18 protein-coding genes are annotated in these 20,209 nt (G+C 63.5%); 13 read left to right on the top strand and 5 right to left on the bottom strand.

Features of this window, described 5'->3' with window-relative positions; all coding sequences use genetic code 11:
• The first annotated feature begins 29 nt into the window (after nucleotides 1-29).
• The 3 genes from ABIC09_RS03455 to ABIC09_RS03465 all read left to right on the top strand — a co-directional run bounded on the left by ABIC09_RS03455 (nucleotide 30) and on the right by ABIC09_RS03465 (nucleotide 4,429).
• Nucleotides 30-1,265: a putative DNA modification/repair radical SAM protein gene (locus ABIC09_RS03455; protein WP_354108397.1), complete on the top strand. Its 1,236-nt coding sequence runs from the start codon at nucleotides 30-32 to the stop codon at nucleotides 1,263-1,265.
• On the top strand, nucleotides 1,265-2,707 hold the full coding sequence (locus ABIC09_RS03460; RefSeq protein WP_354108398.1) for a UdgX family uracil-DNA binding protein: 1,443 nt from the start codon (nucleotides 1,265-1,267) through the stop codon (nucleotides 2,705-2,707). The genes ABIC09_RS03455 and ABIC09_RS03460 overlap by 1 nt, the downstream gene beginning before the upstream one ends.
• 99 nt (nucleotides 2,708-2,806) lie before the next feature.
• On the top strand, nucleotides 2,807-4,429 hold the full coding sequence (locus ABIC09_RS03465; RefSeq protein ID WP_354108399.1) for an inorganic phosphate transporter: 1,623 nt from the start codon (nucleotides 2,807-2,809) through the stop codon (nucleotides 4,427-4,429).
• A 73-nt stretch (nucleotides 4,430-4,502) separates the two neighbouring features.
• Here ABIC09_RS03465 and ABIC09_RS03470 read toward each other — a convergent pair whose 3' ends face one another.
• A complete protein-coding gene (locus ABIC09_RS03470; RefSeq protein WP_354031854.1) occupies nucleotides 4,503-5,675 on the bottom strand; it encodes a M20 aminoacylase family protein in 1,173 nt (390 codons plus the stop codon).
• 174 nt (nucleotides 5,676-5,849) lie between these two features.
• Here ABIC09_RS03470 and ABIC09_RS03475 point away from each other — a divergent pair, with 174 nt between their 5' ends.
• The 5 genes from ABIC09_RS03475 (at nucleotide 5,850) to ABIC09_RS03495 (ending at nucleotide 10,542) form a co-directional block, all read left to right on the top strand.
• Nucleotides 5,850-7,469, top strand: coding sequence for a GMC family oxidoreductase (locus ABIC09_RS03475; RefSeq protein WP_354108400.1), 1,620 nt, complete (start codon nucleotides 5,850-5,852; stop codon nucleotides 7,467-7,469).
• Between the two features lie 316 nt (nucleotides 7,470-7,785).
• Nucleotides 7,786-8,730, top strand: a complete 945-nt coding sequence (locus tag ABIC09_RS03480; RefSeq protein ID WP_354108401.1) for a metallophosphoesterase family protein — start codon at nucleotides 7,786-7,788, stop codon at nucleotides 8,728-8,730.
• Nucleotides 8,731-8,754: 24 nt separating this feature from the next.
• Entirely contained in the window at nucleotides 8,755-9,093 is a 339-nt protein-coding gene (locus ABIC09_RS03485) for a cupredoxin domain-containing protein (RefSeq protein ID WP_148752078.1), read from the top strand.
• A gap of 139 nt (nucleotides 9,094-9,232) precedes the next feature.
• Entirely contained in the window at nucleotides 9,233-9,781 is a 549-nt protein-coding gene (locus ABIC09_RS03490; RefSeq protein WP_187434942.1) for a sigma-70 family RNA polymerase sigma factor, read from the top strand.
• Nucleotides 9,778-10,542, top strand: a complete 765-nt coding sequence (locus tag ABIC09_RS03495) for an anti-sigma factor family protein (RefSeq protein ID WP_148752080.1) — start codon at nucleotides 9,778-9,780, stop codon at nucleotides 10,540-10,542. Before ABIC09_RS03490 ends, ABIC09_RS03495 begins: the two co-directional genes overlap by 4 nt.
• Before the next feature lie 93 nt (nucleotides 10,543-10,635).
• On the opposite strand, the gene hpnO is transcribed toward ABIC09_RS03495, so the two are convergent.
• Entirely contained in the window at nucleotides 10,636-12,027 is a 1,392-nt protein-coding gene (hpnO, locus tag ABIC09_RS03500) for an aminobacteriohopanetriol synthase HpnO (protein WP_354108402.1), read from the bottom strand.
• Nucleotides 12,028-12,169: 142 nt separating this feature from the next.
• On the opposite strand from hpnO, the gene ABIC09_RS03505 reads away from it, so the two are divergent.
• Nucleotides 12,170-12,799 carry a DUF2147 domain-containing protein gene (locus ABIC09_RS03505; protein ID WP_187434943.1) on the top strand — a complete coding sequence of 210 codons (630 nt, stop codon included), beginning with the start codon at nucleotides 12,170-12,172 and terminating at the stop codon, nucleotides 12,797-12,799.
• Here ABIC09_RS03505 and hpnN read toward each other — a convergent pair.
• The gene (gene hpnN, locus ABIC09_RS03510) at nucleotides 12,767-15,355 is read right to left on the bottom strand and encodes a hopanoid transporter HpnN (protein ID WP_354108403.1); all 2,589 of its coding nucleotides are present in this window, start codon (nucleotides 15,353-15,355) and stop codon (nucleotides 12,767-12,769) included. The two genes, ABIC09_RS03505 and hpnN, sit on opposite strands and share 33 nt — an antisense overlap.
• Nucleotides 15,356-15,815: 460 nt before the next feature.
• Between hpnN and ispH the strand changes: the two genes are divergently transcribed.
• The 4 genes from ispH to ABIC09_RS03530 all read left to right on the top strand — a co-directional run bounded on the left by ispH (nucleotide 15,816) and on the right by ABIC09_RS03530 (nucleotide 19,426).
• Entirely contained in the window at nucleotides 15,816-16,742 is a 927-nt protein-coding gene (ispH, locus tag ABIC09_RS03515) for a 4-hydroxy-3-methylbut-2-enyl diphosphate reductase (protein ID WP_148752136.1), read from the top strand.
• Between the two features lie 35 nt (nucleotides 16,743-16,777).
• Nucleotides 16,778-17,938: an adenosyl-hopene transferase HpnH gene (gene hpnH, locus ABIC09_RS03520; RefSeq protein ID WP_354031849.1), complete on the top strand. Its 1,161-nt coding sequence runs from the start codon at nucleotides 16,778-16,780 to the stop codon at nucleotides 17,936-17,938.
• Nucleotides 17,939-18,297: 359 nt separating this feature from the next.
• Nucleotides 18,298-18,903, top strand: coding sequence for a protoglobin domain-containing protein (locus ABIC09_RS03525; protein ID WP_354108404.1), 606 nt, complete (start codon nucleotides 18,298-18,300; stop codon nucleotides 18,901-18,903).
• Between the two features lie 64 nt (nucleotides 18,904-18,967).
• Nucleotides 18,968-19,426, top strand: coding sequence for a nuclear transport factor 2 family protein (locus ABIC09_RS03530; RefSeq protein ID WP_354108405.1), 459 nt, complete (start codon nucleotides 18,968-18,970; stop codon nucleotides 19,424-19,426).
• 102 nt (nucleotides 19,427-19,528) lie between these two features.
• Here ABIC09_RS03530 and ABIC09_RS03535 read toward each other — a convergent pair whose 3' ends face one another.
• Nucleotides 19,529-19,930 (bottom strand): type II toxin-antitoxin system VapC family toxin, encoded by a 402-nt coding sequence (locus tag ABIC09_RS03535; protein WP_354031846.1) that lies wholly within the window; start codon nucleotides 19,928-19,930, stop codon nucleotides 19,529-19,531.
• Nucleotides 19,917-20,192, bottom strand: a complete 276-nt coding sequence (locus ABIC09_RS03540) for an AbrB/MazE/SpoVT family DNA-binding domain-containing protein (protein WP_148752088.1) — start codon at nucleotides 20,190-20,192, stop codon at nucleotides 19,917-19,919. Before ABIC09_RS03540 ends, ABIC09_RS03535 begins: the two co-directional genes overlap by 14 nt.
• Nucleotides 20,193-20,209 lie beyond the last annotated feature (17 nt).

A 20,209-nucleotide genomic window follows, 5' to 3' on the forward strand; every position in this document is an offset into this window, starting at 1 on the left:
TTCATGAGCTGAATCAAAGGGATTCCGGGATGGACGTACAACGCAAGCTGGAGATCCTGGCGGATGCAGCCAAGTACGACGCCTCCTGTGCCTCCAGCGGCACCGAAAAGCGGGATTCCAGCGACGGCAAGGGCATGGGCTCGACCGCGCCGGGCATGGGCATCTGCCATTCCTACGCGCCGGACGGACGTTGCATCTCGCTGCTCAAGGTGCTGCTCACCAACGCCTGCAATTACGACTGTCTCTATTGCGTCAACCGCGCTTCCTCCAACGTGCCGCGCGCTCGCTTCACCATCGACGAGGTGGTCAAGCTGACGCTGGACTTCTACCGGCGCAATTACATCGAAGGACTGTTTCTCTCCTCCGGCATCATTCGCAGTCCCGACTACACCATGGAGCAGGTGGTCAGCGTCGCGCGAAAACTGCGCGAGGAGCATCACTTCCGCGGCTACATCCATCTCAAGACCATTCCGGAGGCCGACGACGCGCTGATCGCGGAAGCCGGCAGATATGCCGATCGTCTCTCCATCAATATCGAGATGCCTGAGGAGACCAGCCTGCAACAATTCGCGCCCGAGAAGGACGTGCGTGCGATCCGCCGCACCATGGGCCGGCTGCGGCTGAAACTGGACGAAGCCGAGGACAACCGCAGCACCAAGACGAAGGCCAAGCCGCAGCGCTTCGCGCCGGCAGGACAAAGCACGCAGATGATCGTCGGCGCCGATGGCGCGAACGATCACACCATTCTCCACACCAGCGCCAATCTCTACGGCTCATACCGGCTGCGGCGCGTCTATTACTCCGCCTTCAGCCCGATCCCCGACGCCAGCCGCGCGTTGCCTCTGGTACAGCCGCCGTTGTTGCGCGAGCACCGGCTCTACCAGGCCGACTGGCTGATGCGCTTCTACGGTTTTGACGTCGGCGAGATCGTCGACGACAGCGCGATGCTGCTGCTCGATATCGATCCCAAGCTCGCCTGGGCGCTGCGCCACCGCGACCGCTTTCCGCTCGACATCAATCGCGCCAGCCGCGAGGAGCTGTTGCGCGTACCGGGCTTCGGCACCAAGGCGGTCGAGCGCATCATCGCCACACGGCGCACCACCACGATCCGTCTCTCCGATCTCGCGCGGCTGCACGTGCCCCGCAACAAGGCGCTGCCGTTCATCGTGCTCAGCGATCACCGGCCCGCGCCGCACCGCCTCGACGAGGCGCGGCTGATCGAACGGTTCAAGCCGAAAGCAACGCAACTGGGGTTTGGCTTCTGATGCAGTACATCATCCTCGACACCGAAACCGATTTCGAAAGCTGGCGCAAAGCCGCCCGCACGCTCGTGCTTCATCATGTGAAGCCCACCGAAGTCACATGGGCCGTGCAAGGCGGCGAAGCCGAGTTGTTCGCACCGCCCGCACCATCTCCGATCCTCGAGGTGAACGACGGCACCTTCAGCGTGTCGGCAAAATTCGTCGAGCTCGCCCAGACCGCCATCCTGCATCGCGATCCGCAGCGCTTTGCGATCCTCTATCGCCTGCTCTGGCGACTGAAGGACAATCACGATCTCATCGAGGTCGCGACCGATCCTGACATCGCGTTAGCTACGGCGATGGCAAGAGCGGTCCATCGCGACGAGCACAAGATGCACGCCTTCGTGCGCTTCCGCGAGATCGGCCGTGAACGTGCCGCGCATTACGTCGCCTGGTTCGAGCCGGAGCATTATATCGTCGAGCTCGCCGCGCCGTTCTTCGCCAGACGCTTTGCCGATATGCCCTGGTCAATCCTGACGCCCGATCTCTGCGCGCATTGGGACGGCCACGCGCTTTCGTTCACGCCGGGCGTGAGCAAGAGCGAGGCGCCGGGCGAAGACCGGCTGGAGGAAACCTGGCGGCGCTACTACGCCAGCATCTTTAACCCGGCGCGGTTGAAGGTGAAGGCGATGCAGACGGAGATGCCGAGGAAATACTGGAGGAACCTGCCCGAGGCCTCGATCATTAAGCCTCTGATCGAGGACGCCGAACGCATGACCGGCGCCATGATCACCAACGCTGCAACCGATCCGCACAAGCCTCAGAAACGGCCGGAGGCTCCGATGACACGTAAGACTGTCACCAACGATCTCGAGGCGCTTCGCGAGGAAGCCGCCCATTGCCGCGCCTGCCAGCTCTACAAGGACGCGACGCAGACCGTGTTCGGCGAGGGACCGCAGAACGCCACCATCATGCTGGTCGGCGAGCAGCCCGGCGACAAGGAAGACCTCGCAGGCCACCCCTTCGTCGGCCCGGCCGGCCAGATGCTCGACCGCGCGCTCGCGGAAGCCGGCGTCGATCGCAAGAAGGTCTATGTCACCAACGCGGTGAAGCACTTCAAATTTGTGCCGCGCGGAAAGATCCGCCTGCACCAGAAGCCTGCGACGCCGGAGATCAAAGCTTGCCGCCAATGGTATGAGCGGGAAGTTTCGGCAATCCAGCCCAATCTCATCGTGGCGATGGGCGCCACCGCCGCACAAAGCGTGTTCGGCAAGATCACGCCCATCGGCAAGAACCGCGGCCGGCTCATAGACCTCCCCGACGGACGCAAGGCTCTGGTGACGGTGCATCCGTCCTATCTGCTGCGGCTACCCGATCCGGAAGCGAAGGTGCTGGAATATCAGCGCTTTGTCGAAGACCTCACGATTGCTGCCAGCTTGCAGAAGAAGTCCGCGCACGCCGCCTGAGCGTGGATAAATTCCATCATTTCAACTGCCTGTCCGCCATTTCAACCGCCTGTCACATGCCGCGCGCAAAATCGGGGCCTTGGGACAGGAGATTTTCCAATGAGTGACGTTGCTTTGCCAGGCTCCATCGAGCCGGCCTTGAGTAAGGGGCCAGACCTTAATCGCGGATTCCATCCGCTCACCGGCGTAATCTATATGGGAGTGATCGCCGCCGCACTGCTCTTCGTCGCCTACAGCATCTGGGTCGACGTCGACGCTGCCGGCGCGCAGGTCAAGACCTTTGCTCCCTTCCTCCTGCTGTTCGTCGCGCTTCTGATCGCACTCGGCTTCGAGTTCGTGAACGGATTCCACGACACTGCCAACGCGGTCGCGACCGTGATCTACACCCGCTCGCTGCCCGCCCACGTCGCCGTGGTGTGGTCCGGCATGTTCAACCTGTTCGGCGTGCTGCTGTCCTCGGGCGCAGTCGCGTTCGGCATCGTCTCGCTGCTGCCGGTCGAACTGATCCTCCAGGTCGGCTCCAGCGCCGGCTTTGCGATGGTGTTCGCGCTGTTGATCTCCGCCATCATCTGGAATGTCGGCACCTGGTATTTCGGCCTGCCCGCCTCGAGCTCGCACACCCTGATCGGCTCGATCATGGGCGTCGGCATCATGAACGCGCTCCTGCATGGCCGCAGCGGCACCTCGGGCGTCGACTGGTCCCAGGCCACCAATATCGGCAAGGCGCTGCTGCTGTCGCCGCTGTTCGGCTTCGCGCTGGCCGCGGGCCTGCTGCTGATCCTGCGCTCCGCGCTGCTGCGCGCCACGCCCGCTCTGTTCGGCGAGCCGAAGGGCGACCAGCCGCCGCCGCTGTGGATCCGCGGAATCCTGATCCTCACCTGCACACTGGTGAGCTTCTTCCACGGCTCCAATGACGGTCAGAAGGGCATGGGCCTGATCATGCTGATCCTGATCGGCACCGTGCCAACCGCCTACGCGCTCAACCGCGCGCTGCCGGAGAGCCAGATCGCCGCGTTCAGCCAGAACTCGGACGCCGCCAGCAAGATCATCGAAGGCAAGGCCGCCGGCTACAGCGTGATCGGCAATCCGCGGCCCGCCGTGACCAACTATGTTGCGCAGCATGAGGTCAACGGCGGCACGTTCCCGTCGCTCGCCGTGCTCGTGCGCGACATTGCCAAGCAGGTGACCACCTACGGCTCGCTCGCCAAGGTGCCGGCCGACCTCGTCGGCAACACCCGCAACGACATGTACCTCGTCTCGGAAGCACTGCGATTCCTGATGAAGGACAAGGAAGCCGAGCTCAGCACCGGCGACGTCGCCGTGCTCAACGCCTACAAGGGCTCGCTCGACAGCGCCACGAAGTTCATCCCCGGCTGGGTGAAGATCGCGGTCGCCATCGCGCTTGGCCTCGGCACCATGGTCGGCTGGAAGCGCATCGTCGTGACCGTCGGCGAGAAGATCGGCAAGACGCATCTGACCTACGCGCAAGGTGCCTGCGCCGAGATCACGGCGGCCGCCACCATCGCCGCGGCCGACATCTACGGCCTGCCGGTGTCGACCACGCACGTGCTGTCGTCTGGTATCGCCGGCACCATGGCCGCCAACGGCTCCGGCCTGCAATGGTCCACGATCCGCAACATCGCCATGGCCTGGGTTTTGACCCTGCCGGCCGCGATGATCATCTCGGGCACGTTGTACTATCTGTTCTCTCACCTCTTCTGAGAGACCATCGCTTACTAACGTCAAAGGGCCCGTGCGATGCACGGGCCCTTTTCATTTCTGCCGGCGTCTTGGCTTACGACGCCGCGAGCTGTTCCTCGACCAGCTTGACCCAGTAGGAGGTACCGAACACGATCGCCTCGTCGTTGAAATTGTAGGCAGGGTGATGCAGGCCCGCGCTGTCGCCGTTGCCGCAGAAGATGAACGCGCCGGGGCGCGCTTCCAGCATGTAGGCAAAGTCCTCGCCGCCCATCAGCGGCGACATCTCGAGCACATTGGCATCGCCCGCGACCTGCTTGGCAATGCGCGACGCCACCTCGGTCTCCGCGACGTGATTGTTCACCACGGGATAATTGCGCTTGTAGTGCAGATCGATCTTGGCGCCGGTGATCTGGGCGACGCCCGCCACGACTTCGCGCACGCGCTTCTCGACCAGCTTGCGCACGTCCGGCGTCAGCGTGCGGATGGTGCCCCGCAGAATAGCGGTTTGCGGGATGACGTTGCGGGCATTGCCGGCGTGGAATTCGCAGATCGAGATCACGGCCGATTCCAAGGGATCGACGCTGCGCGCGACGATCGACTGCAACGCCGTGATCAGCTGTGCACCGACCAGAACGGAATCCACGCATTTGTGCGGACGTGCGGCATGGCCGCCGAGACCCTCGATCATGAGGTCGACCTCGTCGGTCGCCGCCATGATCGGGCCCGGCCGGATCGCGAACGAGCCGATCGGAATGCCGGGGCCGTTGTGCATGCCGTAGACCTGCTCGATGCCGAAGCGCTCCATCATGCCGTCCTTCACCATGGCCGCGCCACCGGCGCCGCCTTCCTCGGCCGGCTGGAAGATCACGACGGCATCGCCGGCGAAGTTGCGGGTCTCGGCGAGATAGCGTGCGGCGCCGAGCAGCATCGCGGTGTGGCCGTCATGGCCGCAGGCGTGCATCTTGCCCGGAATCTTGGAGGCGTAAGGCAGGTTGGTCTGCTCATCGACAGGCAGCGCGTCCATGTCGGCCCGCATGCCGATCACCTTGAGCCCCTCGCCGGCCGGCTTGTTGCCCTTGATCACGCCCACCACGCCGGTCTGGCCGATGCCGGTCACGACCTCGTCGCAACCGAACTCGCGCAGGCGATCCGCGACGAATGCTGCGGTGCGGTGGACGTCATACAGCAGCTCGGGGTGCTGGTGGATGTCCCGCCGCCAGGCCTGGATATCGGATTGAAGGTCAGCGACGCGGTTCACGATGGGCATGGAGGATCTCGAGCTTTGTTGAAATGCAGGCCTGTCTACCATGCAAGCACCAGTCCACCCAACCGTCAGGGATCGGGGCCTGGCCCTGCCCACCCGGCATGGCCGGACTTGTCCCGGTCGTCTCCGTCTGCCTATTAGGATGGAACGTTTAGAGACCATCCGGGTGGAAGCAGAATGCCAAGGCGGCTCGAAGGTGAGTTTGACTACATTGTCGTGGGCGCCGGCACGGCCGGCTGCATCCTGGCCAACCGGCTGTCGGCCGAGCTCAAGAACCGCGTCCTCATTCTCGAGGCCGGCGGCGACGACAACTGGATCTGGTTCCACATTCCGGTCGGCTATCTCTTCGCGATCGGCAATCCGCGCTCGGACTGGATGTTCAAGACCGAGGCCGAGCCGGGCCTGAACGGCCGCGCGCTCGCCTATCCCCGCGGCAAGGTGATCGGCGGCTCCTCGGCGATCAATGCCATGATCTCGATGCGCGGACAGGCCGCCGATTACGATCACTGGCGCCAGCTCGGCATGACCGGCTGGGGCTATGACGACGTGCTGCCGCTGTTCAGACGGCTCGAGGATCATTTCCTGGGCGCAAGCGAGCATCACGGCACCGGCGGGGGCTGGCGCATCGAGGCGCCGCGGCTGTCCTGGGACGTTCTCGATGCGGTTGGTGATGCCGCCGAGGAAATGGGCATCAAGCGCATCCCGGATTTCAACACCGGCGACAACGAAGGCACGAGCTATTTCCACGTCAACCAGAAGCGCGGCCGGCGCTGGTCGTCGGCGCGCGGCTTCCTCAAGCCGGCGCTGAACCGGCCGAACCTGCGGCTCGAGAAGAATGTGCTGGTCGACCGTCTCATCATCGAGCAGGGCCGCGCCGTCGGCGTGCGCTTCATCCAGAACGGCGAGACCATCGAGGCGCGCGCAAAGCGCGAGGTGGTCCTGTCGGCCGGCGCGATCGGCTCGGTGCAGGTGCTGCATCGCTCCGGTATCGGGCCCTCCGACTGGCTGTCGCCGCTCGGCATCGACATCGTGATGGACAAGCCCGGCGTGGGCCGCAATCTACAGGACCATCTGCAGCAGCGTGCGATCTACAAGGTCGAGGGCGTGCGGACGCTGAACGAGACCTATTACAATCTGATCCGCCGCGGCCTGATGGGCCTCGACTATGCCTTCCGCCGCCGCGGTCCGCTGACCATGGCGCCGTCGCAGCTCGGCATCTTCACGCGTTCCGATGCGACACGCGCGCGCGCCAACATCCAGTTCCACGTGCAGCCGCTGTCGCTCGACAAGTTCGGCGATCCCCTGCACCGCTTCCCGGCGATCACGGTGAGCGCCTGCAATCTCCAGCCGACCTCGCGCGGCACTGTGCGTCTGCGCTCGGCGACGCCGGACGAAAAGCCGATCATCGCGCCGAACTATCTGTCGACCGATGACGACCGCCAGGTCGGCGCCGACGCCATCCGCACCACGCGCCGCCTGATGCAGCAGAAGGCGCTGGCAAAATATCGCCCGCGCGAATATCTGCCCGGCCCCACCGTCGGCGACGACGATGCCTCGCTGGCAAAAGCCGCCGGCGATATCGGCACCACCATCTTCCATCCCGTCGGCACGGCGAAAATGGGCGCGGCGAGCGATCCCATGGCCGTGGTCGACGAGCGCCTGCGGTTCTATGGCCTCAGCGGTCTTCGCGTCGTCGACGCCTCGATCATGCCGACGATCACCTCGGGCAATACCAACACGCCGACCGCGATGATCGCCGAGAAGGGCGCGGCGATGATTATGGAGGATGCGAAGTAGCATCCAATCACCATGATCAGTCAGCGCTTTTCCCTCGGTCCCACCGGCTCGGAGATCGCCACGTTGCAATCGGGCGAGATCGGCAATCCGCCTGCCCTCGTGCTGCGGGCGGTCCGGGAATTTTCGGCGTAGATCCCCGTTCATGTTCCCTGGCGCAGCGTAGCAAATTGCGCGCTGTCGAGCCGCCAACAGGCGCTGCGCTGCATCCGGCCTACGTGATCCCACCTCACGAAATCGTCATCGCCCCCCGCGAATAAACCGCCCCCTCCCCCAATCACCTCCACGAAGCCCAATTCCGGGCCAAGGGAGACGTGCGATGAGCGGACACGATCACGGCGAAGACGGCGTCAGCCGCCGCAAGGTGCTGGAGTGCATGACGTGGGCAGGCACCGGGGTGCTCTGGACCATCACGGGCGGCGTCCCGCGGTCGCTTGGCATTATCGATTCAGCCGAGGCCGCAACCGCCGCCGCGCCCGGCATGACCTTCCTCCAGATCAGCGACAGCCATGTCGGCTTCGACAAGCCGGCCAACCCCAATGCGCTGGGCACGCTGGAGGAAGCCGTCAACAAGATCAATGCGATGCCGGTCAAGCCGTCGTTCATGATCCACACCGGCGACATCACTCATCTGTCGAAAGCCTCCGAGTTCGACAACGCCGATCGCATCATCTCGCAGTCCAAGCTGGACGTGCACTACGTGCCGGGCGAGCATGACTTCCTCGACGAAGAGGTGAAGTTCTATCGCGAGCGCTACGGCCGCGGCACCAAGGGCCAGGGCTGGTACTCCTTCGACGCCGGCGGCGTGCACTTCGTCGGCCTCGTCAACGTCGTCGACCTCAAGGGCGGCGGCCTCGGCAATCTCGGCGCCGAGCAGCTTGCCTGGCTCGAGGACGACCTCCGCGGCAAGTCGAAATCCACGCCGGTCGTTTTGTTCGCGCATATTCCGCTCTGGACCGTCTATCCGGAATGGGGCTGGGGCACCGAGGACGGCGGCCGCGCACTCGAACACGTCAAGGGCTTCGGCTCGGTCACCGTGCTGAACGGGCACATCCACCAGGTGATGCAGAAGGTCGAGGGTAACGTCACCTTCCACACGGCGCGTTCGACCGCGTTCCCGCAGCCGGCGCCGGGTACCGCCGCCTCGCCCGGACCGATGAAGGTCGAGGACGCCAAGCTCCGTTCGATGCTCGGGGTCGCCAGCATCAACTTCAAGCAGAACGAGCAGCGGCTCGCGATCATCGATACGCCGCTGCAGGGTTGATCCAGGGCTGAACGGAAGCTGACAATGAAGACACTCAACCGCCGCGACTTCGGGGTCGACCTCGGTCTCACTTTGGCCGCGGCCATCCTGCTACCCGCCACAATCGCCCGCGCCGACGACAACCTGGAGGTACATATCGACAATTTCGTCTTCCAGCCGCCGGAGCTCAAGATCAAGGTCGGCACGACCGTGACCTGGACCAACCGGGACGACATCCCCCACACCGTGGTGTCGGCCGGCAAGTTCAGGTCCAAGACCCTGGACACCGACGACAAGTTCGCGTTCACCTTCACCAATGCGGGCGACTACAAGTATTTTTGTTCGTTGCACCCGCACATGACCGGGATGATCAAGGTTGAGTAACGTCTCCAACCAAGGCATCTCTGTCTTGCCCGGCCGGTGGTCCCACGCCGGCCGGGCTCGCGTGCCTTCGGTCAGGCCCAACAACGGCGCGAAGCTCGCAACGACATACGAAACGCAGCAAGAGGCAAAGCGAGAGGCGATGCCCGTCAGCGACGATTTCCAGAAGGCGCAGCGCTTCCGCGAGGCGGCGCTCCCTTATCTCGACGACGTCTACACGCTCGCACGCTACCTGCTGCGCGACGCCTCCGACGCGGAGGACGCGGTGCAGGAATGCTATTTGCGCGCGCTGAAGCACTTCGACAGCTATCGCGGCCCGGCGATGAAGCCGTGGCTGTTCGCGATCCTGCGCAACGTCTGCAACGCCGAATATGCCAGACGCGCGCACTCGCACGCCGCGATTGAGGACACGCCCGGCGCCGCCGACCAGACGCCGATGTGGCAGGAGAGCGAGGCGAGCCCGGAGACCGAGGTGCTGCGCAGCCGCGACGCCGGCGCCATCCGCAAGATGATCGACGCGCTCGCCGAGCCATTCAAGGAAACCTTCGTGCTGCGGGAGATCAGCAACCTGTCCTATCGTGAAATTGCCGAAGCCGTCGGTGCCCCGGTCGGCACCGTGATGTCCCGCCTCGCCCGCGCCCGCGCCATGCTGCGCGCGGCCTGGACGGCGGAAGAGGAGCACTCGAAATGACCTGCGACGAAGCACAAATCCTGCTTCACGCGCTGCTCGACAACGAGCTCGATGCCGGCCATGCGCGCGAGGTCGAAGCCCATATCGCAAGCTGCCCGGCCTGCACGGCTGAGCTTGCGGCACAGCGCGAGATGAAGCGCGTGCTGGCCGACACCAAGCTGCGCTATACCGCGCCCGCTGGCTTGCGTGCCCGTATCGAGGCGTCGATGCCGCAAGCGCGGCCGCAGCCGAGCCGGCGTTCCGTGCTGCGCGGTTTTGCGATGGGTTCGGCAGTCTCGGCGCTCGCCGCCTCCGGCGTCGTCGCCGTGGTGCTGCGCCAGGACGACCAGCAGCGCATTCTCTCGGAGGTCGTCTCCGCACATCTGCGCTCGCTCCAGGCCGGCCACCTCATCGACGTGGTCTCGACCGATCAGCACACGGTCAAGCCCTGGTTCAACGGCAAGCTCGATGTCGCCCCGCCCGTGATCGACCTCACCGCGCAAGGCTTTACGCTGGTCGGCGGCCGGCTCGACTATGTCGATGCGCGCGCGATCGGTGCCGTGGTCTACCGGCGCCGGCAGCACATCATCAATTTGTTCGTGTCGCAGACCGCGAGCACCGAGCACCGGCCGCCGAAGACGCAGACCATGCAGGGCTTCAACTGCCGCCGCTGGGGCGAGCGCGGCCTGAACTTCTGGGCCGTCAGCGATATCGGCGGCGACGAGCTCACCGAATTCGTCGACAAGTTCGAGGCGGCGATGAAGGCGAATGTGGAGGGGTAGACGTCTCCACCGTCATTGCGAGCGGAGCGAAGCAATCCAGATCGTCTCCGCGGAGGGACTCTGGATTGCTTCGCTTCGCTCGCAATGACGAGATCAGGCCGACCTTCGCACCGCGTTGTCGACCAGCGTCTTGCCGAGCGACCAGATCGCGCCGGGGACCTTGTGGCTGCCGGCGATGACCTCGTCGAAGGCGCGCTCGATCCAGCTGCAGTCTTCTTCGGTGATGGTGAGCGGCGGCAGCAGCTTGATGGTGTGGCTGCCGTGACCGGCGACCTGCGTCAGGACCTTGTGATCCTTGAACAGCGGCACGGTGATGAGCTGGCAGAACAGGCCCTTGTTGGCGGCCTCCAGCACGTTCCAGGACGCCCGCAGCCGCAGCGATTTCGGCGGCCCGAACTCGATGCCGATCATCAGGCCCTTGCCGCGCACTTCCTTCAAGAGCTCGTAGCCGGGCACCATCCGGGTGAGCGCGAGGCGAAGCTCGGCGCCGCGCTTGGCGGCGGACTCGATCAGCTTCTCCGATTCCATCACGTCGAGCGTGGCAATGCCGGCGGCCATCGCGAGATCGTTCTTGGAGAAAGTCGAACCGTGCACCACCGCGCGGTCCATCTGGTTGAAGATCTTGTCGAAGATGCTCTTGCGCGTCAGCACGGCGCCGACCGGCACGTGGCCGCCCGAGAGCGACTTCGACAGCAGCACCATGTCGGGCTCGACGTTCCAGTGCTCGACCGCGAGGAAGCGGCCGGTGCGGCCCATGCCGGTCTGAATCTCGTCGGCAACGAACAGCGTGCCGTACTTCTTGCAGAGCGCGGCCGCGCCCGGCAGGAACTCGTCGGAGGGCATGTTGACGCCCTTGCCCTGGATCGGCTCGACCACGAAGGCCGCGACCTCGCGCGAGGCTAGCGCCTTTTCGAGCGCGGCAAGATCGTTGAACGGAACTGAGGTGCAGCCCGGTAGCAGCGGCTCGAAGCCGGTGCGGAAGTTCGAATCACCGGTCAGCGACAGTGCGCCATAAGTCAGGCCGTGATAGCCGTGGGCGCAGTAGACGATGCCGGGGCGGCCGGTGGCGCCACGCGCGAACTTGATCGCCGCCTCGACGCATTCGGCGCCGGAATTGGCGAAGAACACCTTGTCGAGATACGGAACGTATTTCAAAAGCCGCTCGGCGAGCACGCCGGCGAGCACCGAGACGTCGAACTGGACGAGATTGGGCAGATCGGCGTCGAGCACGCTTTTCAGCGCATCGCGCATCACCGGATGATTGCGCCCGATTGCGAACACGCCAAAGCCGGACAAGAGGTCGAGATAACGCGCCCCCTCGCGATCGAAGAGGTATTGCCCCTGCCCCTTCTGGAAGCCGACGTCGTAGCCGATGGTCTTGAGAACCCGGACGAACTGCTCGTTCAGGTACCGATTATGCAGGGTGCTGCGCTGGGCCTGACGGTCCGCGAACAACTGGGACATGTCTGGATTTGGACTGTTCATCCGCTACATACTTCGGTTGAGGGCCGCTTCGTCAACTGAAAACGGTCAGCAAACGGAAAAGGGTCTGTGCGGCCTTTTGCCCTTTTTCGGACCATCTTCGCAAGCACAGCTTTAGACCATGTTGCACTGCCAAGGAACACTCATGCGTTTGGCCCTTTACACCGGAATAATACTGGCAGGCGGTTACGCCGGCCTGACACCGGCGCTCGCCGCCGATCCCACCGGCGACTGGCGGGTCGCCGATGGCGTTGCCAATATCCGCGTCGCCCAATGCAATGGCAGCATGTGGGGCGCGGTTTCCTGGGAAAAGCAGCCCGGAGGCCGCGACGAGAACAACCCGGATGTCTCAAAAAAGAACAGGCCGACGCTGGGCATGGCGACCCTGATCGACATGAAGAAGACGGCCGGTGCCGAGCAGTGGGAAGGTCAGGTCTACAACGCCAAGGATGGTCAGATGTATAGTGCGACCATCACGCCTGTCGGCACCGATCAGCTCGAGATCAAGGGCTGCGTGCTCGGCTTCCTGTGCGGCGGCGAGACCTGGACCCGCGTCGGTCCGCCGATTCCCTTGAGCACCGCCAGCGCCACGGCGAAGGGTGCGCCCAAGACGACAGGTGCGGCGCCCAAGGCAGCAGCGCCGGGTGCCGCGGCACCTGCGCCGACGGCGGCGGCTCCGAAGAGCGTCACCGCGGCCAAGCCCGGTCAGAAAGGTGCCGCCGATCCAGTCGGCGACATCTGCCTACTCCCGGAGATTGCGGGGTTTGCCCATTAGGGCCGGCTGAAACAGCAGCACTGCGGCAAGCGTCGTCACCAGAGAAAGTGCGAGCAGCTTGCCCATGCTGGACGTGCCCGGATGGCTCGACAGCCACAGGCTGCCGAACGCGGTCGCCGTCGTCAGTGCGCTGAAAAAGATCGCACGCGTCAGGCTCGTCTGAAGCAGGTTTGTTCTGCCGGACCGCCACGCCACGACATAATAGATCTTGAACGCGACGCCCACGCCGAGCAGCAGCGGGAACGCGACGATGTTGGCGAAGTTGAGCGGCAGGCCGATCAGCACGCAGATCTCAAGCGTCACCGCGCCGGCGACCAGAAGCGGCACCAGCGTCATCAGCACGTCGACGATGCGGCGCAACGTGATCCACAGCAACAGGCCGATCACAAGCAACGCATAGATGCCGGCATGGATGAATGCATTCACCACGGTGTCGCCGGACTTCAGGATCGAAACCGGTCCGCCGATTGCGGTCGGCTCGGCCTCGAGCACCGCTGCCGCAAACTTGCGCAGCGTATCGTTGTCGTTGGGATCGCCCTTCGGCTGAGCTTCGACCCGGATGATTCCGTCCTTGCTCTTCCAGGCGTTCACGAGATCGGGCGGCAGTGATTTCAGGGTGACCGGTTCGGCCTGCATCGCGTTCCTGAGCTGGTCGAACACGATCTTCATCGGCGTGACGAACACGTCCTGCGCCTTGTTGCGGGTCGCCTCGTCCGAATTGGCGAGCTTCTCGAGGGCGTCCGCGAGCCGACGCGAGGCGACTGCGCCCGGGCCCTTGGTGTCACCGGCGGTGCGGCGCAGATTGTCGACCGAGGATTTCAACGAATCGACGTTCTCCTGATCCGACGGCGCCGGGTCGATCTGGTCGGGGTTGAGCGCGGGGTTCAGCACCTTGGCGCCCTGCGCGATCAGCTTCAGCTTCGGCTGCTGGTCCTCCGGCACGAAGCTGTCGAGCGACATCACGCGCAACACCTCCGGCACCTTCTCCAGCTTCGCTTCAACCTGCCTGGCCTGCTCCTCCGACCTGGTCATCACGTTGATGGCATTGGCGCCGGTGTTGGGATCCTTGCGAAGGTCGAGGAAGGTCGCGATCGACTCGGCCTTCGGGTTGCGCAGGTTCATCGGGTTGAAGTCGAACTTCAGGAAATAGAGCAGCGGCAGGCCGGCCACCGCGAGCAGCAGCGTGCCACCCACGACCAGCACCCGGTGCTTCTCGAGGAAGTAATCGAGCGGCGCCAGGAAGGCATAGCCGACCGGCTCCCTCTCGCCCGGCGGGTTCAGCAGCTTCAGCATCGCGGGCAGTATCGTGATGCTGGAGAGGAACGCCACCAGCATGCCGACGCCGGCGATCTGGCCGAGCTCGGAAATGCCCTTGTAGTCGGTCGGCAGGAAACAGAGGAAGCCGGCGGCCGTCGCCATCGCCGCCAGCGATAGCGGCACCGCGGAGCGCTTGGCGGCAAGCACCAGGGCATTGGAGAGATCGTCGTGCTTATAGCGCTCCGAGCGGTAGCGGACGCTGTACTGGATACCGAAGTCGACGCCCAGTCCCACGAACAGCACGGCGAACGCGATCGATAGCAGGTTGAACGAGCCGACCATCATCAGGCCGCCAGCGGTCGTCAGCGCAAGGCCGACGAACAGATTGACGAACACAGCGAAGATGATCTTCGAGGAATGCAGCGCGAGCCAGAGGATCAGGAGCACGACGACGACGGTGCCGACGCCGTTGACGACAGCACCTTCCTGGACGGTGGCGTATTCCTCGTTGGCGATCGGGACCGGACCGGTCAGCCGCACCCGCGCCTGATATTTGGTCGCAAAATCGAGATCGACCGCGGCCTTGCGGATCGCGTCGGTCGCGCCCTTGCCGGGCTCCAGCGCATTGTAGTCGAGGACCGGCTTGAACTCGATGAAGGCACGCTTGTCCGAATCCGACAGCGGCTGATCGCTGACGAGCTCGCGCCAGGAGAAGCTCGCATTGCCCTTGTTGAGCACGGTCTCGACCGTCTGCGCGATCTGGTTGAACGGCCGCTCGGTGCTGTCGAGCTTGACCTGGCCGCGCTTGACGCCGGCGAGCCCGGTCTCCAGCGCGCCGGTCAGGCCGCGAATCGACGGATCGCCGGCCATGATCTCGATCAGGGGCGCCGCGGATTCGAACTGGCCGGTGATCTTGCCGACTTCCTCGGTCGGCAGGAACAACAGGCCGTTCTTCTCGAAGAACTCACCGGTACCGAGCTGCTGGATCGACTGGAATTCGGTCTTGTTGTCCTTCAGCTTGGCAAACAGCGCGTCCGCGGCTGCGGTCGCCATCTCCGGCGTCCTGGCCTCGACGACTGCGAGAATCGTCGCGTCGCGGTCGAAAGCGCGGTCGAACTGCTGGTCGCGCTGGCGCCAGTCCAGATTCTGGGCAATCAGCGAATTGATGTCGGTGTTGATGGCGAAGTGCCGGGACGCGTAATAGCCCGCCCCTACTGCCAGCAGGAGCCCGACAACGACGACGAGGGAGGCAAACCGGGTACAGGCCCTGACGATGGCAACGACTACGCTCTGCAGCACTTCTTTTCTTTCTAGTGTTAACAGCCTGCCGGAAACGCCCGCTGTTTATCGGAGTTCCCACGCGAAACCTATTGCTGTTTGAGTGGCTCTCGCGGGAACCAGGTTCGAAGTAAACCGCGGGAGACCATGGCAAAACCATGCGGAGCGGCCGGTATAGCCGTCGAGTTGAGGCGGTAAAGTGACGAAGGGGTGAGCACAAATCTCGCCGTCTTGCTGACGCGAAATGAAGTATTATAGTACCTCGAATTGGCCTAACGGGGAACCCTTAGACTCGTTCCGTCTTTCCTTAATGCCGATTTTTTGACACAAAGCGCTGTGCCTGCATGCGCCTGGGCAGAGATGGGGTGGGCTGTTACCGCGGTCGCGACACCAATGGTGCGGATATTGCAGCATTGGCCCGTATCGGGGTGCCGCCTGGGACAATTGAGCGGATTGGTGCAACTTGCGTGATGGGCGTCCAATGGAAGTTTATCTAGCGCAGCCGCGCGGCTTTTGTGCGGGCGTGGTGCGCGCGATCGAGATCGTGGAGCGGGCCCTGGAGAAATACGGTCCGCCTGTCTACGTGCGCCATGAGATCGTGCACAACAAATACGTCGTCGAGAGCCTGAAGAACAAAGGCGCGATCTTCGTCGAGGAATTGTCCGAAGTTCCACCGAAGGCTGTTACCGTCTTCAGTGCCCATGGCGTCGCCCGCAGCGTCGAGGAAGAGGCCGCCGCGCGCGACCTTCCGGTGTTGAACGCCACCTGCCCCCTGGTCACGAAAGTTCACAATCAGGGGAAGCGCTACATCACCAGGGGCCGAACCCTGATCCTGATCGGCCATTCCGGCCACCCCGAGGTCGAGGGCACGATGGGCCAGGTTGCCGGCCCCGTTCTGCTGGTCCAGAGCGTTGAAGAGGCCAGGGCCCTGGCGCTGCCGGCGGATACGCCAGTGGCCTACATCACCCAGACCACGCTATCGGTCGACGACACCAAGGACATTATCGGGGCCCTTCAGGCCCGATTTACAGATATTCAAGGCCCCGACATCCGGGATATCTGCTATGCGACACAGAACCGCCAATCTGCGGTAAGGGAATTGGGCAAACTGGTTGACGTGATTTTGGTGGTGGGCGCTGCCAATAGCTCGAACTCGAACAGGCTCCGCGAAATCGGCACCGAAGCCGGCGTCGCGAGTTATCTGATCGCCGATGGCCGCGAGCTCAATCCGGAGTGGTTGAAGGGTGCCAGAACCGTCGGCCTCACGGCCGGCGCCTCGGCGCCCGAGGTGCTGGTGGATGACGTGATCGAAGCGCTGCGGCGGATCGGACCGGTGACGGTCTCGGTGCTCCCGGGCCGCGAGGAAAACATCGAATTCAGGCTTCCGGCCCAACTGGCTGCAAGCTGACCTATCCGAATTTCAAGCCCAGAAAGAAACGTGTAATGGCAATCCCCTTCTTCAAGGAAATGCGTATCGGCGGCTATTTGCTCAAGCAGAAACTGCTTGGCCGCAAACGCTATCCGCTCGTGCTGATGCTGGAGCCGCTGTTCCGCTGCAACCTCGCCTGCGTCGGCTGCGGCAAGATCGACTATCCGGATGCGATCCTCAACCGCCGCATGACCGCACAGGAGTGCTGGGACGCGGCCGACGAGTGCGGCGCGCCGATGGTGGCGATCCCCGGCGGCGAGCCGCTGATCCACAAGGAGATCGGCGAGATCGTGCGCGGCCTGGTCGCCCGCAAGAAGTTCGTCTCGCTCTGCACCAACGCGCTGCTGCTCGAGAAGAAGCTCGACCTGTTCGAGCCCTCGCCCTATTTGTTCTTCTCCGTGCATCTCGACGGCCTGAAGGAGCACCACGACAAGGCCGTGTCGCAGCAGGGCGTGTTCGACCGCGCCGTCTCCGCGATCAAGGCGGCGAAGGCGCGCGGCTTCACCGTCAACGTCAACGCCACCATCTTCGACGGCCATCCGGCCGAGGAGATCGCGAAGTTCCTCGACCTCACCGTCGAGCTCGGCGTCGGCGTCTCGATGTCGCCGGGCTACGCCTATGAGCGCGCGCCGGACCAGGCGCACTTCCTCAACCGCACCAAGACCAAGAAGCTGTTCCGCGACGTCTTTGCGATGGGCAAGGGCAAGAAGTGGAACTTCATGCATTCCGGCCTGTTCCTCGACTTCCTCGCCGGCAACCAGGAATACGAGTGCACGCCGTGGGGCATGCCCGCGCGCAACATTTTTGGTTGGCAGAAGCCCTGCTACCTGCTCGGCGAAGGCTACGCAAAAACCTTCAAGGAGCTGATGGACACCACCGACTGGGAGACCTACGGCACCGGCAAGTACGAGAAGTGCGCCGACTGTATGGCCCATTGCGGCTACGAGCCGACGGCAGCGACCGCCGCTCTCAACAACCCGATCAAGGCGATGTGGGTGTCGCTGCGCGGCATCAGGACCACGGGCCCGATGGCGCCGGAGATCGACATGTCGAACCAGCGCCCGGCGCAGTACATTTTCTCGGAGCAGGTCCAGAAGAAGCTCTCCGAGATCCGCAAGGACGAGGCCGCCGCGGCGCAGGAGAAGGCCGCACGGAAGGCTTCGACTGCGGCGTAAGCGCGCTGGGCTGCACCGAACAGAAAAGGCCCGATCGCCAATGGCGATCGGGCCTTTTGCTTTGTTCAGCTCAAGCACTTGGCACGACCAGAAAGCCGCGCCGCCTCTGCAACTATGTCTTTGGGCGTGCGTTTCGCTCTGCAATGGAGCGGCGATGCTTCAGAAAGGTGCTCTTCGGGACCCTCGCCCGTCAACCGCGACATTAAGCTCGGCCGCGGCACCTACCTGATGCATCTCGAGGAGACGCGTTACGCGCTCTACAGCCAAAGTATCGCGTTCCTCGCCTCCGAAACTCCGGCGTACCCGGCTGGCACAATCGCTCACCCATCAAAGCAGGAGCAAGCAAGGAGTTACACACAATGGATGAGGTGAAAGAGAAACAGAAGATCCCTGGATACGACTACGGAACCGACAAGGTCGCTAAATCGCCGATCACATTGGAGGAATGGGAGGAGTTAAAGAAATCGGCGCTCTTTTCCGAGGAAGATGTCGTCTACCTCCGAATGTCGGAGGAGATACTTGCCAATCAGGTTGATGATTTGCTGAAGGTTTGGCGGGGTGTCATTTTTGATCACCCTCATCTGCGCGCCTACGACGAAGATCCCAAGACGCATAAGGTCGATACCGAATATGCAGGCGCCGTCGCAAAGCGATTCGGGCGGTGGGTGACCGATACGGCCCGTGCCAAGTACGATCAGGCCTGGCTCGATTACCAATTCGAGATCGGGCTGCGGCACCATCGGACAAAGAAGAACAAGACGGACCACGGGCACACGCTTGGCCACATTCGTGCACGTGATCTACTGGCATTTTGTTCCACCATCGTCGTGCCGATGCGGCCGTTTCTCGCCAAGCGCGGCCATCCACCGGACATTGTCAACCGAATGTACGATGCGTGGTGGAAGTCGGTGATCCTTCAGGCGACGCTTTGGGTGCAGCCATATATCCGGGAAGGCGACTTCTGATCGGCAAGCAGATCGAAATCCACTCGACAATGCGGGGGCGTGGTCAGCTAGACGGAGTGACGCAATGGACGAGAAGACACTGCCGAGGAACCTCGTTACCGCCGGGTCGACGCCGGTCGAACGGATGTACTTTGCCTGGAACGATGCGCTGTCGCATAACGATGCGGACGGATTGCTCGCGCTCTATGCCGATGACGCCTGGTTCGAAAGCCCGCTCGTGCCGCACCTTCTGGGCATCGACCGGGGTTATCTTCACGGGCACAAGGAAATCCGGCCGCTGTTCGACATTCTCGCGATCCGCAAGCCGCCTGTACGCCAATATTTTCGGACTGGCTATCTCACCGATGGCAAGCGCCTGATTTGGGAATACCCGCGCGATGCCGGCAAGGGCGAGCAAATGGACTTCGTCGAGGCGATGGATCTCAACGACGATGGTCTCATTCAGCGCCATTGTGTGTACTGGGGTTGGTTCGGCTTCCGCGTCCTCCAGCGCAATGAATATCACAGCGGCCCCGGTGCATGAGAGTTGTACGGGACAAAGGCGAGAGCGGTAATCAAGAGATGGGTTTCGCAAGGGCTCAATCCATCCTACGGGCTGAGACCGTTTCAGTGCCGTCGCGTAGTTTCACCGCGATGACCGTGCTTCGCGCACTCCCTCATGGCCGGCCGCTTTCGCGGCCCTGACGAGCTTGCGATCGAAGGTGACGAAGCTCTCGCAATGTCCGGATCTTGTCAGATGCAGAGCATCCGCGAAATCCATTCCCTTCCCAGCAAGGTCGAGCGCCGCCGCAACCATTGGACCGTCCTCGACCGTGACAGTCGGAAGTCCCGAGAAGAGGCGAAGCGCGCGCACGACGTCCGCGGCCTGATACTCGTACGCGCTTCGAAGCACCCATTCGACTTCGAGGAGCACCGTGATAGCGGCGAAGACTTTCTCGCCGTCGATCAAGGCGCGGGCAAGTGCGGATTGCGTGGCGTGGTCCCCGGTCAGGTAGCGGACGATCAGGTTGGTATCAATCGCGATCATGCCGCCGCCTGGCTTCGGCAAGCACGCTTTCGTCCATCTCTTCCAGTGTTTTCGGCTTGCCGCGGTGGGCCAAGACGCCGAATACGTCCTCCGGCCGTGTCTCGGCAAAGGCCGGGGCCGGCTTCAACAGCACGCCCTCCGGGGTGTCCTCGACCGTGAGCCGCGTTCCCGCCTTCCATTCCCGCCGCTGGCGAATGGCGCTGGGCAGGATGACCTGTCCCTTGGTGGAAACGGTGGTGGTGAGCTTTTCCGCGCCGGCCATTGGCCTGACCTTCTTGA

Origin of the sequence: Bradyrhizobium sp. S3.12.5, from assembly GCF_040548225.1 — a bacterium.
Taxonomy (GTDB): Bacteria; Pseudomonadota; Alphaproteobacteria; order Rhizobiales; family Xanthobacteraceae; genus Bradyrhizobium; species Bradyrhizobium cytisi.

Excerpts from the sequence above, each read along its gene's own strand:
- ABIC09_RS03455 (WP_354108397.1), top strand. The coding sequence starts at position 30 with ATGGACGTACAACGCAAGCTGGAGATCCTGGCGGATGCAGCCAAGTAC.
- ABIC09_RS03540 (WP_148752088.1), bottom strand. The coding sequence starts at position 20,192 with ATGGCCGGCGCGGAAAAGCTCACCACCACCGTTTCCACCAAGGGACAG.
- ABIC09_RS03480 (WP_354108401.1), top strand. The coding sequence starts at position 7,786 with ATGAGCGGACACGATCACGGCGAAGACGGCGTCAGCCGCCGCAAGGTG.
- ABIC09_RS03530 (WP_354108405.1), top strand. The coding sequence starts at position 18,968 with ATGGACGAGAAGACACTGCCGAGGAACCTCGTTACCGCCGGGTCGACG.
- ABIC09_RS03460 (WP_354108398.1), top strand. The coding sequence starts at position 1,265 with ATGCAGTACATCATCCTCGACACCGAAACCGATTTCGAAAGCTGGCGC.
- ABIC09_RS03485 (WP_148752078.1), top strand. The coding sequence starts at position 8,755 with ATGAAGACACTCAACCGCCGCGACTTCGGGGTCGACCTCGGTCTCACT.
- ABIC09_RS03470 (WP_354031854.1), bottom strand. The coding sequence starts at position 5,675 with ATGCCCATCGTGAACCGCGTCGCTGACCTTCAATCCGATATCCAGGCC.
- hpnH (WP_354031849.1), top strand. The coding sequence starts at position 16,778 with ATGGCAATCCCCTTCTTCAAGGAAATGCGTATCGGCGGCTATTTGCTC.
- ispH (WP_148752136.1), top strand. The coding sequence starts at position 15,816 with ATGGAAGTTTATCTAGCGCAGCCGCGCGGCTTTTGTGCGGGCGTGGTG.
- ABIC09_RS03495 (WP_148752080.1), top strand. The coding sequence starts at position 9,778 with ATGACCTGCGACGAAGCACAAATCCTGCTTCACGCGCTGCTCGACAAC.
- ABIC09_RS03525 (WP_354108404.1), top strand. The coding sequence starts at position 18,298 with ATGGATGAGGTGAAAGAGAAACAGAAGATCCCTGGATACGACTACGGA.
- ABIC09_RS03475 (WP_354108400.1), top strand. The coding sequence starts at position 5,850 with ATGCCAAGGCGGCTCGAAGGTGAGTTTGACTACATTGTCGTGGGCGCC.
- ABIC09_RS03465 (WP_354108399.1), top strand. The coding sequence starts at position 2,807 with ATGAGTGACGTTGCTTTGCCAGGCTCCATCGAGCCGGCCTTGAGTAAG.
- hpnO (WP_354108402.1), bottom strand. The coding sequence starts at position 12,027 with ATGAACAGTCCAAATCCAGACATGTCCCAGTTGTTCGCGGACCGTCAG.
- ABIC09_RS03505 (WP_187434943.1), top strand. The coding sequence starts at position 12,170 with ATGCGTTTGGCCCTTTACACCGGAATAATACTGGCAGGCGGTTACGCC.
- ABIC09_RS03490 (WP_187434942.1), top strand. The coding sequence starts at position 9,233 with ATGCCCGTCAGCGACGATTTCCAGAAGGCGCAGCGCTTCCGCGAGGCG.
- ABIC09_RS03535 (WP_354031846.1), bottom strand. The coding sequence starts at position 19,930 with ATGATCGCGATTGATACCAACCTGATCGTCCGCTACCTGACCGGGGAC.